Genomic DNA, 15,537 nt, shown 5'->3' with positions numbered 1-15,537 from the left:
GGACGCACGACTTCGGAGGTTTCTCCACCAGGACTTGCTCCATCGACCTCAGGTTTGCGTCACCAGCGCAGTTTGAGCACTTCGTGGAGGCTTGGGGCCAGCGTGGCCGACCGAACCTAGAGAGGCATCCGCCCGACCAGCGGATGGAGATGATCTCTATCGGGACAACGCTTGAGCACGAGTTGCGCCACTACCACGACTTCCTTCTCAGCTACGGCTCGCTACACAGCTATTGGCAGCGCGCGCAGGCAGCCATGAATGCCGAACCGATTCTGGGGCATATGCTGCACGATCCCGACATCGACACTCTTGTCTTCCCCGCCATCGAATGGGCGCGGACCGATTTGGAAAAACGCCGTCACTACCTTGCCGAAGCGCTGGGGCGTCCGAATGCCTACGAGCGCGCATGGGCGCCTCCGGTGCTTGAGGGAGCAAAGCCCCAGAGCTCGTTCCCCAAAGGGGCTCTGCCGTTGACCGATGAGACATACAGGCATTCGCTGTTTGTCATACGGGACCAGCTTTCGCGGATCGAAAGCCTTCGCGGCGGCATCGACAACCCCCAGTTTCCGTTCCGCTTTACCCCTCGCTTTGTTGCGGAGCATTCGTCCCTCCTCGTTCAGTGCGCATCCGTTCAGCAGACGTACGGCTTCGAAGAAATGGATCTCTTCATGAACCGCCTCGCGGCCGACGGCTCGCTCTATGCCCGCTTTTTCAGCGGCATGGTGCTCGTCTTCAGCGGACGCGGACTCCCAAGAGGGCGCGGAAGCGTCGCAATCGTCGAGACTGAGAATGTGGACTGGCGAGCCCTCGGCGTGGCGGTGACCTGGTGCTTTTGCGGGTCCGCGTCCAATCCTGAGCTGTTGAGACCGGTCGATCGCATGGCGCGACTGATTGAGGCTGTCGTCACGGATCGCAAGGCCACGTTCCCGCCAAGGCTAGGCTTCGGGGATCTGTTCCGCCATCTCGACAAGTACTTCGAAGTCGAGACGGCGAGCGCCGCCGCGAACCGAAACAGCACGTCTTTGCGCGACCTGCTCCAAAGGAGCGCAGCCAAGATTGTTTCGGCCGGGGGCATTGGCCGTCAGTTCAAGCCACTGGTCGACGTTTTTGAAGGTCTGCTTGACGAGAGGGATCGTGTGGTCGCTCGAATCCTTGAAGATCCCGAGGGATATATGGACGTTGGTAGGTACGTGAGAGCCCTACCTCAGTGGCCGCAGTGCCCGGTGTCCCTCAACTTCGCCCCTGCCGGGATTGTGGTTTCGAAGGAACATCTCGCCAAGATCGGCAATAATCCAGTCTTCGAGGACACCGTTGGTGACGATGGCAAACCACTGGATGGCATGGTCGTAGAGGTCTCGTATCCCTCATTCCTGCCCGGCGGCTCGAACTTCCCATGGCGAAAGGCGAAAGACCTCGCCGACCTCCGGGACCTGTTCGACATGTTTTTCGATCCGCAGCAGATTGGCGTCGACCGTGAGAACCAGATCAAGCGACTTATCGCCGAGGTTAACGGAAAGGCGCTGGTGCGTTTCATCCCCTGATCGGCCGGAAGGCTGCTAACATAAGCGAGCTGAGTGCGGCGCGCCGATTTTTTGATCGAGGAAGCACGGCATCTCGCTTATCATTCATGTCATGGACATAGTCACACCCGCAGCACGGTCGGCCATGATGGGCCGTATCAAAGGCAAGGACACGAAACCCGAGATGGCCGTTCGCAAGCTGGCCCATGCGATGGGCTATCGCTTCCGGCTCCACCGCCGCGATTTGCCGGGAAAGCCCGACCTCGTCTTTCCGTCGCGAAATACAGTCATCTTCGTCCACGGTTGCTTCTGGCACCGCCACGAAGGCTGCAAGTGCTGCTATTCCCCCAAGTCGAACGTTGAATTCTGGCAGGGAAAGTTTAATCATAACGTCGCCCGCGACGAACGCGTGCTAGGGGAGCTTCAGGACTTGGGGTGGAAGGTAGCAGTCGTATGGGAATGCGAGGTCGATGATCTGCCTGGCTTGAAATCGAAGCTCCAGGCATATTTGGAATCATGATCGCATCCGACCACCAGCAGATTCGCCGAAACAAGCTCGTTCGCCTGCAGACCGGGGCAACCCCGCGTGCACTCGAAATCTGCTCGGGTTGCGGGGGGCTCTCACTCGGACTGAAGACCGCCGGCTTCGAACTTTCAGCGCACATCGAACTCGATGCTGAAGCCGCGCGCACCTATGCGTTTAATTTCGGCGGCGACCGCGAGCCTGATGACGCTTGGTCGAAGCCGCGCGATATGGAAGATGTAACGGCCGCGAAGCTGGTCAAGGATCTGGGGTTCGAAACATCAGCTTCAGAGTCCTTCGACGTTCTTGCCGCCGGCCTGCCTTGCCAAGCGTTCGCGCGAATTGGGCGCTCCAAGCTACGCTCGATTGCCGGCCACGAAGACGCGTTTCAGAAAGACCCGCGCGCTTCGCTCTACCGCCGCTTCCTCAAATTCGTCGAAGACACGCAGCCGCTGATCATTCTCATCGAAAATGTGCCGGACATTCTGAATTTTGGTGGTCACAACGTGCCCGAGGAAATCTGCGAGACCCTCGAGTTGTCGGGATATCGCACCGGTTACACAATCCTAAACGCGGCGTACTACGGGGTACCCCAGGTCCGGGAGCGTCTCTTCATCGTCGCACTCGCCGATGTCCTGGGCAAAGCACCGAAATTTCCGGAACCGCTGCACTTCCTCGATCTGCCGCGCGGGTACGAAGGCTCTCGTCGTGTAGCCCTTAAGCATGTTGACCCCGGAAGCCACCGCTTCCACGAAATCCATATCCCCTCGGCGGACCTAGCCGACGCCGTCGGCGCGAAAGCCGCGCTCGATGACCTGCCGAGGATCAAGGAGCACGCCAGCAATCCTGCCGTCATAAGACGCCGTAAGCTCTCGGAAGTTCTGCCCTATCGGGAGTTGGCTACCGGCCCGTCGGCGTATGCACTGAAAATGCGGAACTGGCCCGGCTTCGAAACCGCCGATGGCGCCGACGGCCACCTCATTCGCCTAACCCCGCGTGACTTCCCGATCTTCGCGGGCATGAAGCACGGTGCCGACTATCCGCAGGCACGCGCGCTTGCTGAACAGATGTTCCAGGCCGCACTGATCGCCCAGGGGCTGACGCACATCAGCAAGGAGTCGAACGCCTACAGGGATCTGCGTGCGCAGGTGGTTCCGCCGTACGATCCGCAGAAGTTTCCGAACAAGTGGTGGAAGCTTGATCCGTCGAAGCCCTCTCGCACGTTGACCGCGCACATGGGGAAGGACACCTACTCGCATATTCACTACGACAGCACGCAGAAGCGGACTGTCTCAGTGCGCGAAGCAGCACGGCTCCAGTCGTTTCCAGACGGTTTCGTCTTTGCCGGCGCGATGAATGCTGCCTTCCGTCAGATCGGCAATGCCGTCCCGCCGCTACTCGGCCTCGCGGTTGCCCGCGTCCTCAAAGAGCAACTGACCAGTCGAACCGGCAAGAATAAAGAGGCTTCTGACCGGCAGGCGGCGTGACATGTCGCCTGAACGTATCATCGAGATTACCCCGGAAGCACCGGCCCTCATCACGTCGCTGAGAGGCCTGGGTTACTCGCCTGAAACGGCGCTCGCCGATCTGATCGACAACAGCATCACAGCGCAGGCTCGCTCCGTCGAGATTGACCTCCAATGGAATGACGGGACGCCCGTCGTCGCAATTCTCGACGACGGCAAAGGCATAGATGAAACGCGCCTCGCCCAGGCATTGAAACTCGGCGGACAGGGACCAGACAGTCCCCGTGAGGCATCCGACCTCGGCCGGTTCGGCATGGGGCTCAAGACCGCCTCCCTCTCGCAGTGTCGGCGAATGACCGTCATCACCAAGGCCGACGCGACCCTTAGTGCAATCACACTTGATGTCGACACAATCACCACACGTGGCTGGATCGCGATCGTGCCCGATCCGCTTCCGACACTTGCGTTCGTGGCGGAACTCGCGCAGCGCCCGTCCGGCACCCTCATCATCTGGGACCGGGTCGACGAACTGAGCGGTCTCGCGGGCCTCCAGAAAGAAGCCTTCTATCTGCGCATCGAAGAAATCCGCGCGCATCTCGGCATGGTCTTTCACCGCTTCATCAGCGGTGATGCGTCGCGCCTTTCAATCACGCTCAACGGACGCGCAATCAAGGCGTGGGACCCCTTCCAAACAACACATCCCTCAACGCAGGAGATGCCCTCCGAACGCATTCGCCACGCGGGGGCGTCGTTCACGGTCAAACCCTATGTGCTTCCGCACCGCGACCGTTTCGAAAACGATCGGGACTATGAACTCGCAGGCGGCCCTGGTGGCTGGGGCGCACGGCAGGGCTTTTACGTTTATCGCGGCAAGCGCCTGCTTGTCGCGGGCAGCTGGCTCGGTCTCGGCGGCGTTCGAACCTGGACGCGCGACGAAGCGAGCCGCCTCGCTCGCATCATAGTCGACCTGCCCACCGGGCTTGATCGCGACTGGCGAATTGATGTGCGCAAGTCCCATGCGCGGCCGCCCGGCGCACTACGTGCCCGATTGACTGCCATCGCAGGACGCTCCCGCGAAGAAGCTCGAGAAGTGTTCGCTTTCCGCGGCCGGGGTCCCCACCATCACGGCGCGCGCCACAATGTACCCGCAGTCTGGCTGGCCGTGCCGAGCGCCAAAGGTATTCAGTACCGCATCAATCGGGATCATCCCGTTGTTGTCGCATGTCGTGCGGCCGCGACCGGCGGATTGCGCCCGCTTAACGCCGTACTGTCGATCATCGAGCGCAGTGTTCCCGTGGAACGCATCTGGCTCGACTTGTCGGAATCTGAAGGCGCCGAAGTCCCCGCCCTTGACGCCGACGATATTGCACAGCTGACGGAACAACTCGTCGAACTAGGCAAGGCTCTGCCTGCCAGCATGACGACAGACCAGCGCATCGATGCTCTTCTACTCAATCTTCCGGGAGACCTGACACAGCTGCGAACGGAACTAACAAGAAGACTGGGGGGTACTCATGGCTGATGTTGTCGAGGCTCTCGCTCTGAGAGCGCGGAAAATTCTGCAGATTCAAAAGGACGCTGGCGAGGAGATCACGCGCGAAAGCATCGCGAAGATCATCGGCCTGGATGCGCCCATCTTCAGCCTGACCACCAAGCAGATCATATCCCCCGAACAGCTTGAGGCGGCAACGCGCTTGCTGTGGACTATCTTTGTCACGGAACAAGGGCCAGCGCTCTCGCTGATCGACACATTACGACCTGCCGCCTGGTATGTCGGCGAGCGACGCCAGCCGGGAGATTTCATGCGGCGCTACCTCAACAAGCTTGAGGAAGACGGATGGCCAGAAGAATCCGTTCTGCAGCTGCAGGACAGCACTGCGAGAATCCTCGAAGTAATGGACGATCCCAAGCGTCCCGGAAGCTGGGACTGGCGCGGTCTTGTCGTGGGCGACGTGCAATCAGGAAAGACCGCCAGCTATGCTGGCGTTGTAAACCGCGCTGCAGACGCCGGCTACCGGATCATCATCGTCCTCGCCGGCATGCACAAGATTCTGCGCCTGCAGACGCAGAAGCGCTTCGACAATGACTTCCTGGGTTACGACACCAATCCGAAGACCCGACAGCCCAACCAGCCGATGCGCATAATCGGCGTCGGTAATTTCAACGCGCAGCTGACAGTCGACAGCCTGACGATGGCTGACCCGAACGGAGACTTCAATCAACGCATCGCCGACCAGCTCAGCTTCTCTCCCGTCAACCAGCCTTGCGTTTTCGTCGTCAAGAAGAACGCGAAGGTGCTGGAAAACCTCAACGGCTGGATTTCGCGGCTGCCGGGGCCTGCGAAGGCCGCCCCAGTCCTCGTCATCGACGATGAATCCGACCAGGCGTCAGTCGATACGGGCGACCAGCCGCTCCTCGAAGACGGGACGTTCAAGGAAGAATACGAGCCCAAACGGGTCAACGGTGAAATCCGTCGCCTGCTGATGTCCTTCGAGCGCCGCGTTTACGTGGGTTACACGGCAACGCCGTTTGCAAACATTTTCATCCATGACGAACGATCGGCGAATAATTTCGGCCCTGACCTCTTCCCCTCGACCTTCATCGTTTCGCTCACGCCGCCCGATGACTATTTCGGCCCAGCCGCGGTCTTCGGTACGAACGATGATGCGGACAACTCTGGCCTCCCTTTGGTCCGGCCGCTTGAGCAAACCGAAGAAAACTGGATACCGGAAAAGCATGACAAGACGCTCAAGCCCCTGTTCAACGGCCAGGATGTCATTCCGAGAAGCCTGGAACGGGCAATCGACGCCTTCCTGCTCACCTGCGCGGCACGCGCCGCCAGAGGGCAGGAAACCGAACACAACTCGATGCTTGTGCATGTGTCGCGATACGTCGACGTTCATTCCGAGGTTCACCGGCAGGTAGAAAAGTACCTGTTCGAAACGCGCGCTATGATTTCCAACGCCGACCGCGGAACACTCCAGCGCCTCAAGTCGGTGTGGGAACTCGACTACCTGCCGACGACCGAAAAAGTCAGAACAACGGTCTATGGGCGTAATACATTGCCCGTGACCTGGGAACAGGTTCTGACCAAGCTTCCGGAAAGCTCAGACAAGATCCAGGTCATCACGGCCAATGGCAAGACGAAGGCCGACATTGACTACGACGCCTACAAGAAAACTGGTTACTCCGTCATTGCCGTGGGCGGTGACAAGCTTTCTCGGGGACTTACGCTCGAAGGGCTCTCAGTCAGCTATTTCCTGCGCATTTCGCGACAGTATGACAGCCTTCTGCAGATGGGGCGCTGGTTCGGTTATCGCCGCGGGTTCGCCGATCTGTGCCGGCTCTTCACGACTTCAGACATGGAAGACTGGTTCCGGTACGTAGCGACCGCGCAGAAGGAACTGCGGGGCCAGTTCTATGAGATGTCCATCACGAACGCGACGCCGAAGCAGTTCGGCCTCAAGGTCGCGGTGCATGACATTCTCGAAGTCACCGCGAAGAACAAGCAGCGTCACGCCGAACTTCACCAGAGTAGCTACGCCGGTGAGGGCAAGGTCCAGACGGTCATGTTCCAGGACGCAACGACTATTGAACGCAACGCCTCGGTGACCGATGACTTCCTCGTCGCACTCGGTGCTGGAACGGACAATCCACGCCGTCCGGGACCGGGTAACAAATGGGCCTCGGGCACACTGTGGACCGGCATTTCGGGCCAGGACATTGCTGCCTACCTGAAAAACCTGACCTTCCCCCCGGAAAGCCAGCAGGTCGATGGCAAGAAGCTGGCGACCTACATCAGCGATCAGCTGGCGATGACGCCCCCGGAGCTTACAGACTGGACTGTCTACCTTGCCACTGGCGATGAAGAGCCCGTTGATCTCGGTAACCGCCGCATCAAGTGCATCCTGCGTTCGCCCCGGGAATCCAGAAACGGTAAGCCTATGCCGGGCGACCGTTTCATCATCGGCTCCGCCCTCAGCCCGCTTGATCAGGCCATCGATCTTACCGATGAGGAATTCGATTCTGCGCTTATCATGACCAACAACGAACGGCTGACACGCACCAAGCCGCCGACGGATGTCCCCTCCGGTGAATTCATCCGCAAAGCCCGCGGTGCGCGGCCGCAGAACGGCTTGCTGATCATCTATCCCATCGATCCCGTAAAGGCAGAGGTCGAGAAGACTGAACGCCCCGTAATCAGCGTCGTTGTCAGCTTCCCGGATAGCGATGCAGCCGACAAACGCGTGTATCTAATCAACAGCGTCCGTCAGCGCGAGGTTTCATGACCGGCTGGCTTGTGGCACTGAACAAAGCCTGGGATACGCTTGCAACAAGCGCGCCAGTTTCGCGTCAGTATCGTTCCAAATTGATTTCGACTGAGGTTCCTCTCGATGTCCTGGCCGCAATGCGAGCCACCGACAATTCACCTTGCCTGATGCTGCAGACGGAACTGCGTCCGGATGCTCTCTTCGAACTCGGCGGCATGCGCCTCAGCCTCGTACCCGACGCGACGGGCATATTCCTGGTGCTTTCGCTCGAAGACAGTTCCAGACGCGATCTCTTCGCAACAATCTGTGCCGACGTGGTTACTGCCGCAGCACTGGCAAACCCCAATGATGCACTGGATCAGTTTCTGGCGCGCCTGGACGCTTGGCGACAGTTCCTTCGCGATCGACGCGACGGTCTCTCAAGACCCGAAACCGTCGGCCTGATCGGTGAACTCATCATTCTCGACCAGATACTCTCATCCCACGCTAACGGCCTCTCGACCTGGCAAGCGCCCAATGACGGATTGCATGACTTCGTAGACGGAGGCCATGCTCTGGAAATCAAGACGGGGCTTGGACCCTCTTCGACGATTACAATTTCTGCTCTGGACCAGCTTGATGCTTCAGGCCTCAGCCGCCTCGATCTCATACATGTCAGGCTGATCGAGACCCCAGAAGGAAAGCCCCTGCGGGATTTCATCTCTGATATCTCAGCCCGTCTGCCGAATGATACACGGCGCCGTGCCTTCGAGAATGCGCTTCTAAGTCGTGGCCTGATGCCCGATGACGATGTTGCGCGCGCTGTGCCCAGGGTTCAGCTTCGCACCATCGAAAGCTACCAGGTCCAGGAGAACTTCCCGCGGCTGATCCGTGCAAATCTTCCCGTCGCCATTACCGACGCCACCTACTCGCTCGAAGTGCGAGCCATCGCAGGCTTTGCCACCGATACGGCGTTCGTCCTTGAAGCGTTCGTTCAAGGAGACCCGTCATGACAGATGATGTAGTAGCGGCATTCTCACAAGAAATCGTCGCCGAGGTCGACGAAGGCCTCACGACGGACGCACCCTTCTCCCAGGAGGTGTTCACTCGTCTCGTCCTTGAACGACTGGAAGATGCCGGGCACCTTGAATCGACGTTTCCGCTCTACCAGGAAGGCCGCGTTAGAAACGCGCTCTATCGGATCGATGGCTACGCCTTTGACGAAGAGCGCTCGCGCCTCGACCTGTTCACGACCATCTACAGCGGCGAGCTTCCGGCAGCAAAGCTGCCGACTGCCGATGTGACAAAGGCCATTGAGCGCGTGCTTCGTTTCGTCAGTGCGTGCGTTAACGGCTTGGCAAAGGACCTGGAGCCGTCAAACACGGACGCAAGCGATCTGGCCCGCCTGATCGAAACGCAGGCTAAGGACCTGGCCGTCATTCGCGTGGTCCTGCTTACCGATGGCATCGTCGGCAGTCTGGCCAGCTCAGCGCGGTGGCGGGATCGCGAAGTCCTGTTCGAGGCATATGACATCGTCAGGCTTCAGCGCGTCCTCGGTGAAGGCGAAACGCGGGCCGATATCGTGGTGGACCTTGTGGCACTTACCGGCGACGGCGTTTCCTGTCTCCATGTGCCCAGCCATGACGGCGGCTATGACGCGTACCTTGCAGTTCTACCCGGTGAGGCCCTTTCAAAAATCTATGAGCGCTACGGTGTCCGCCTGCTCGAACTCAACGTCCGGGCATTTCTCGGCCTTCAGGGCAGGAAGAGCGTCAACGCCGAGCTGCGCCGCACGATCGTCGAACAGCCGTCCATGTTCCTCGCCTTCAATAACGGGATCGTGGCAACAGTCGATGATCTCGAACTCGCCGACAACGGCGCTGGCGGAACAGAAATCACATCCTTGAAAGGACTTCAGATCGTGAATGGCGGCCAGACGACGGCTTCCCTTCACCGCGCGCGCCGCAAGGAAAGTCTCAGCCTCGATAACGTCTCGGTTCCCATAAAGATCATCAAAGTGGGCGGTGCCGACCTCGGCGAAATGGTCTCCTCCATTTCCCGGGCCGCCAACCGCCAGAACACCGTACAACTCGCCGATTTCTCGGCAAACGATCCTTTCCACCAGAACATCGAGACGATCGCTAACAATACGTGGCTCGACGACGGCAAAGGCCGCTGGTTCTATGAGCGGGCTCGCGGCTCCTACATCGCAGCCGAGCAGAAGGCGGCGTACCGCAAGACAGAACAGCAGGCCTTCCGCACGCAGACGCCCAAGAACAGGCGTCTTAGCAAGCTGGACGTTGCCCGCTATCTCGCCGCCTGGGGTGGACTTCCATACCGGGTCTGCCTTGGCGGCCAGAAGAACTTCCAGCACTTCATGCAGCGACTCAAGGATGAGCCTCAGGGGGCCATCGGCGACGCATGGTTCAAAAAGCTGGTTGCACTGGCGGTTCTCTACCGCGCGACCGAGAAGAAGGTCCGAAGCATGAAGTTTCCGGCCTACGGAGCGCAGATCACAGCGTATGTCGTGGCCGGTCTCTCCCACAGAACGGGAGGCAGGATCGACTTCAACCGCCTTTGGTCTCACCAAGCCATCAGCCCGGAGCTGGAACAGCTCATTGAAACCTGGGCCCCGCAGATGGATATCGCCATGCGCACGTCCGCCGGTCAGAAGAACCCCAGCGAGTGGTACAAGAAGGACGAATGCTGGCAGGAAATTCAGAACCAGCTTCCGCCTCTCAGCGACCCGCTTCCTCCAGAGCTATCCTATGCCTCGGTGAGCGCCGAAGATGGTCCTATGGTCGCGCCGGTGGGCACGACGCATTCCGTTGCGGACTACGACCGCATAGCTCTGTGCATGAAGCTCAACGGTGCGATCTGGCTCGATGTGGCGGAGAAAGGTCAGAAGGCCGGTGTGGTACACTATCGTGTGGCCGCGATCTGCCGAACACTCGCCAGCTATGCGGCTGGCGGCTGGGGGCAGAAGCCTTCACCGAAGCAGGCAAAGCCGGCACTTGAAGCTGCGCTCGCTGTCGACCGCGCGGGGATTGTAGCTACCGGCCTTACCGAGCCGGCCGCTGAAGCCAGTTAGGCTTCTTTCGGAAATTCCTCTTCGAGCCATGTCTTGACGGCGGGCACACTGCCTCGGCCATTTCTTCGCAGCAGTTCAACGATGTCCTTGGCAGATAGGATCAGGATCGGGTGCTGATCTTCCTTGATCTCCTTGTACGCTTGGAGGTCAACGCATGACGTGGTGACCAGAACACCGAACTGCCGGTGCCTCAGACGGGAAATCAGACGGGACATGTCCTTTACGCCGACAGCGGTCGGCGGCGAGTAGCACTTCGCCTCAAGGGCGAAGTCGACAAGGATCCCACTCGGACCGGTACCGACACGCAGCTGGCCTACAGCATCTCGACCTCCGTCACGGGATGGTCGCGTTACGTCCAGGCCCGCGATGTCTGGAATCATCATTCGCGCAAGTGCAGCGGCACAATGCTCAAAGGCGTGGGGGCGGCCCTTGAAATGCTCGCGGACAGCGCCGATCAACGCTTGGCCGTCCTTATCATCAGGCAGCTGCTCCGCCCGCGAACGGTACTCAAGGGTACGACCTGCGATTAGTGCCTTGCGCTTGCCTGTCTCGCGCCATGTCTTCCAGGCATCGGGAGCAAGCCCGTGATTCGGCTGTCCCGCAACGATGCCGTCGATCCATGCGCGCGACATCTGTGCCGCATCGAGAACAGTGAAGCGCGCCCGATAGTTCTGGAATCTGCTGCCCTTGACGTTGCGCCAGATCGCGACCAGTTCCTCAGAGGCATCAAGATCGCTGACGCCGGGCACCGCCAATCCGAGAAATCTGACATCACGCGATACGCCCGCGCTTGAAAAAAGGAAGATCGGCGGGACAACGCCTCGTCCTTCTGCGCCCGCGCGAGAATCTTCGAAGATCGTCTTCAGGATCAGGTTGCCGTCGCGCCCGGTGTCGTGCAGCTCGCGCCCCGGCTTCTTATTATCGCCATAGTAGGTAAAGATGCCCGTCTCACTATCAAGATCGTCAGGCCAGTCCGCATCATTCATGCTCGTCATCAGCACGAGCATCTCCAGCTTGCCCTTCACCTTGCCGCGGTAGCGAAAGCCGCCCTGACTGTCGACGCGCATGAGGGCAGGGAGCGGATCATCGCCCGCATTGCCTTTGCGGCCGCCCTGGTAGATCGCGTCTACATGCAGATCGGAACTGGATAGCTGATTAACTGGAACGACTTTCACGACTGCCCCCGGAACGATTTTGGGGGCATTTGCTGCTGAAGTCGAGACGAAGGCCTTGTTGTTTTTTTTCATAACCAACAATGGCGTTTCCTTCGGACCCGGCCCTCGTGAACGGAGTCCTTCGTCCCCGCCATGCACCGCGCATCCCTGGCATGCTGGCGGCTCAGACCTGGAACCCTTGCCTGAAAGCGTCGTCATGACGACGGAGGATTGTATGGCCGCAGCGCCACGATGAAACCAGACGCGATATCAGTGATCCGCCGCCCTTAAAGCAAATGCTTGCCCGCCTCGGCAAGCGGCGGTTTCTCAATCAGCAACAGGTACAGGTAACGCCACGTAAGCCAAATGGTCCGTTGGGCCTTGGTGCAGTGGACCGGTCGGAAATTCCTCAAGGCTTGGCTCAAAAGGTCGGCATGTAATTTTGGACCGGATCAGGGTAAGACAGCAGCCCTATTGGACCGGAGAACCGATGCTGATTGGCTACGCGCGCACGTCGACTTACGAACAGGCGGCCGGGTTGGCTGCGCAGGTTAGAGATCTGAAGGGAATTGGCTGCGAAAGAATCTTCGAGGAGCATGCGTCGGCAATCGCCGAGCGGGAAATGCTTGAAGCCGCGCTAGATTTTGCCCGAGAAGGCGATACCCTTGTAGTGATGAAGCTGGATCGCCTGGCGCGTTCTGTGAGGCACATGTGGGCGATACTTGACCGGCTGCGAACAAAGGAGGTGGCCGTCAGGATCGAAAATCTAGGCATCGACACCAACACTCCAACCGGCAAGCTGATGCTGAACATTCTGGGCGGCATCGCTGAGTTCGAGCGGGAAATGATGCTCGAACGGCAGCGCGAGGGCATCGCAAAGGCAAAGACAGAAGGCCGCTACAAAGGACGGAAGCCGACCTCCAAAGCGCGAGGCGGCGAAGTCTTGGAACTTCGCGCGCAGGGCTTAAGCATGGATGCTATTGCCAACCGGCTAGGCATCGGGAAGGGCTCGGTTTTTCGACTCCTGCGGGATTCAAGACACGGTTCAGTCCTTTGACGCAAGGTCTTTCAGCCATTGCATATCGCCGCCGGCCCCCTCTTCAAAATCATCGTGGATGGATGCCCGCTCCGCCAGCCTGACAGGCGTCTTCTGCCCTGCGATGGTCAGATTGACAGCCGCCTCGAAGGCCGAAAGGCTGTCGAACAAATAGCACCGGCTTTCGAAATGCGACCGAAGCCAGGGCCGATCCCACGGGAGCAACGCAATCAATGGCGTGCCAGTTCCGTTCAGCATATGAAGCATCAGCATGGCCGGCTCGACCTCTTCCCTTTCGATGAAGCTCGCCACGACATCAAACGACGCCATATCCAGAATTGAGAGAGAATCGAGACAATCCGCCGCCCTATGAACCTGCCATCCGTTGGCCCTCATTTCGTCGGCCAAGTGATCGGGCTCCGGGCCGCTCATATCAATCTGAAGCATCTGCGGCAAAGCCGGGTTGATATCGCCTGGCGCAAAATCGAAGTAAGGATGGGCATTAGAGCCGCGATATAGCTGATACTCGGCCCATCGGTCGAGATCGCAAGCGGCAACGACTGGTCGCTCATTTGGGTACCACCTTATTCCTGACTTGGGTCCTAGTCCGTAAGTCAGCAACGCTTCGAGACCATCTGCATTGGCTGATATTCCCCAACGCTTCTTGAGTCGCCTAGCCGCATCTTCGAGAGAAAGATCCTCCTCATCGACTCGAAGACCATAGAACCTTGCCTGCCGTGCTTCACGAACGCGATCGACATCTACAACGTTCCAGGGCCGTGTCTTGCTATCTCTTCTCGACCTGACGAGTGGGCGCTGTGCCATCGTTCTTGCCTTTCATTTTTAACTTGCTGAAGTAAGTGATCGACCTATCTGTACCGGGGCGTATTGGCTGCCCCGGGACGATTGAGCGATAGCGACAGGAAACCTCGGACTAAGACCTGCCGCGCGGGAAAACGAGATACGCAACCTCAGGGATCAAGGGGAGTGGTCGCCGGCGGTTCAACCGCATCCGTTCGCCCAGGACGTCCGAGCGTTCCTGAATCCTGTCGTAGAAGGGTTCGATCGTGTCTATCGCCAAGACCTGCGCTTCAGGAAATTCCGGAAATGAACCCACGTCGTTCTTAACAACGACGCATGGCACATTGCGGTCGGTGAAGATCGCCACGGCAGGAATCATCAGCGCAAGCTGGTCGGGCTCCAGAACGAACAGCGCCGCATCAAAGCAGGATTCGGCATACTCCAACGCGGTGGCCGGGTTCAGTCGGATGACGTCACAACCGAACTCCTTCAGTTGCTCGCCCAAGTAGTTCGCTTCCGGGCCGTACTGGCAGACTAGCGCCCAAAGCGGCTTCTTAAACGCGATCTCGTCAAGGTGGTTTTCGTAAAATTCGAAGCCGGTATCCTGGCCTTTGGCCCAGTCGACAACCACCTTCTCGTCGAAAAGCACTCGACCGTCTCTCAAATCAGCGATCGGCGGTCCGTCCTCGGCATCGTCAGGCGAAATCAACTGCGTCGCTGTCCGTCGGATGTTGTAGTACAAAAGAAGCATCCGGGTTTCCTCAACATTGAGCTGGCGAGTATTGTTCTCCAGTTCGACAGCAATCTCGCCGCTATATTCTTCCGCCATGCGTTTTCTCCTTTGTGGCGTGGTGACGGTTCCTTGTCGATCAGTTTTTAATGGGGCGCAACCGCTAACTTTGAAAAATGTCTACGAATACCCACCTAGCCATACTTTAAATTCTTCGGCATGACCGGCGGTCGATGGCGCGCGCCGGCTCCCTTGCTTAAGTAGACAGCGAGACGTCGCCAATGACGGCGTCGTCCCCTGGGGGTCACCGTGCGCAATAGCCGAATCTATAAGGAGAGCTTCGTCGAGTTGGCGGCGGCGTTAGGGGCTCCGCTGTTCCACGCCGTGGCGATGCTCCCGCCGGATGCTCCTCGGCCCCGGCTGGAAGCGGCTTTGAGAGAATGGGCCGCTAGGGTCGACCGATTCTACCTTGGTCGACGATGGCAGCAGCGCCCTGAGCGCAGGATGGACGGGCTGGCATTTTTTGAATCCCGGCCTGGACCACATGCCCATCTTATTGTGCGGCCGCCGATCGGCGCCGCACCCTTTCATTTTCTCATGCACGCGGCACTGTTGTTCCGACCTGAAGCGGCACGAGAATTGCGTTGGTTCTACCCGGCGCCCGTGACCAATCGCGGCAAAATGCTGGTGAAGCGAATCGGCAACGCACCCGGAGACCGCGCACGGGTAGCCGGTTACGCTACGAAAGAGATGGAGTATCGTCCGGAAGCGATCGCCGGCTGGAAATTTTTGCGAGACCTATCCGGGCACTAAATAGGAGTTGCAGACTTTCGGCATGGCGGGAACACTTCGCGACGCGTCGTGTTTCGACATCGAGATCTCCGTCAATGCTGGGCCGGAGAATGGTAGAATATTGCCAAAAAGCATCTAAACCCATGGCGCAACGAGTCGGCAACGCCGTTCCAT

Annotated in this window: 12 protein-coding genes; 9 read left to right on the top strand and 3 right to left on the bottom strand. The window is 59.1% G+C overall.

Features of this window, described 5'->3' with window-relative positions:
- The first annotated feature begins 143 nt into the window (after nt 1-143).
- The 7 genes from AC1D2G_RS03030 (at nt 144) to AC1D2G_RS03000 (ending at nt 10,850) form a co-directional block, all read left to right on the top strand.
- Complete coding sequence (locus AC1D2G_RS03030) at nt 144-1,541, top strand: hypothetical protein (protein WP_477411922.1); 1,398 nt, start codon at nt 144-146, stop codon at nt 1,539-1,541.
- Nucleotides 1,542-1,665: 124 nt separating this feature from the next.
- A complete protein-coding gene (locus AC1D2G_RS03025) occupies nt 1,666-2,040 on the top strand; it encodes a very short patch repair endonuclease (protein WP_477411920.1) in 375 nt (124 codons plus the stop codon).
- On the top strand, nt 2,037-3,530 hold the full coding sequence (locus AC1D2G_RS03020; protein ID WP_477411918.1) for a DNA cytosine methyltransferase: 1,494 nt from the start codon (nt 2,037-2,039) through the stop codon (nt 3,528-3,530). Before AC1D2G_RS03025 ends, AC1D2G_RS03020 begins: the two co-directional genes overlap by 4 nt.
- A 1-nt stretch (nt 3,531) precedes the next feature.
- Nucleotides 3,532-5,031 (top strand): ATP-binding protein, encoded by a 1,500-nt coding sequence (locus tag AC1D2G_RS03015; protein ID WP_477411916.1) that lies wholly within the window; start codon nt 3,532-3,534, stop codon nt 5,029-5,031.
- Nucleotides 5,024-7,798, top strand: a complete 2,775-nt coding sequence (locus AC1D2G_RS03010) for a Z1 domain-containing protein (protein WP_477411914.1) — start codon at nt 5,024-5,026, stop codon at nt 7,796-7,798. The genes AC1D2G_RS03015 and AC1D2G_RS03010 overlap by 8 nt, the downstream gene beginning before the upstream one ends.
- A complete protein-coding gene (locus tag AC1D2G_RS03005; RefSeq protein WP_477411912.1) occupies nt 7,795-8,772 on the top strand; it encodes a PD-(D/E)XK motif protein in 978 nt (325 codons plus the stop codon). Before AC1D2G_RS03010 ends, AC1D2G_RS03005 begins: the two co-directional genes overlap by 4 nt.
- Nucleotides 8,769-10,850, top strand: a complete 2,082-nt coding sequence (locus AC1D2G_RS03000) for an AIPR family protein (RefSeq protein ID WP_477411910.1) — start codon at nt 8,769-8,771, stop codon at nt 10,848-10,850. Before AC1D2G_RS03005 ends, AC1D2G_RS03000 begins: the two co-directional genes overlap by 4 nt.
- Here the strand turns inward: AC1D2G_RS03000 and AC1D2G_RS02995 are convergent.
- A complete protein-coding gene (locus tag AC1D2G_RS02995) occupies nt 10,847-12,097 on the bottom strand; it encodes a restriction endonuclease (RefSeq protein WP_477412427.1) in 1,251 nt (416 codons plus the stop codon). The genes AC1D2G_RS03000 and AC1D2G_RS02995 overlap by 4 nt on opposite strands.
- 397 nt (nt 12,098-12,494) lie before the next feature.
- Here AC1D2G_RS02995 and AC1D2G_RS02990 point away from each other — a divergent pair, with 397 nt between their 5' ends.
- Nucleotides 12,495-13,061 carry a recombinase family protein gene (locus AC1D2G_RS02990; RefSeq protein WP_477411908.1) on the top strand — a complete coding sequence of 189 codons (567 nt, stop codon included), beginning with the start codon at nt 12,495-12,497 and terminating at the stop codon, nt 13,059-13,061.
- On the opposite strand, the gene AC1D2G_RS02985 is transcribed toward AC1D2G_RS02990, so the two are convergent.
- Nucleotides 13,050-13,865 carry a hypothetical protein gene (locus AC1D2G_RS02985; protein ID WP_477411906.1) on the bottom strand — a complete coding sequence of 272 codons (816 nt, stop codon included), beginning with the start codon at nt 13,863-13,865 and terminating at the stop codon, nt 13,050-13,052. The genes AC1D2G_RS02990 and AC1D2G_RS02985 overlap by 12 nt on opposite strands.
- Before the next feature lie 109 nt (nt 13,866-13,974).
- Nucleotides 13,975-14,670: a hypothetical protein gene (locus AC1D2G_RS02980; RefSeq protein WP_477411904.1), complete on the bottom strand. Its 696-nt coding sequence runs from the start codon at nt 14,668-14,670 to the stop codon at nt 13,975-13,977.
- A 405-nt stretch (nt 14,671-15,075) separates the two neighbouring features.
- Between AC1D2G_RS02980 and AC1D2G_RS02975 the strand changes: the two genes are divergently transcribed.
- Complete coding sequence (locus tag AC1D2G_RS02975; RefSeq protein ID WP_477411902.1) at nt 15,076-15,384, top strand: hypothetical protein; 309 nt, start codon at nt 15,076-15,078, stop codon at nt 15,382-15,384.
- The last annotated feature ends 153 nt before the right edge of the window (nt 15,385-15,537 follow it).

The organism is Mesorhizobium sp. P2_C7 (genome assembly GCF_056404515.1).
The sequence above is the reverse complement of the archived record's forward strand: the minus strand, read 5'-3'. Positions and strand labels throughout refer to the sequence as shown.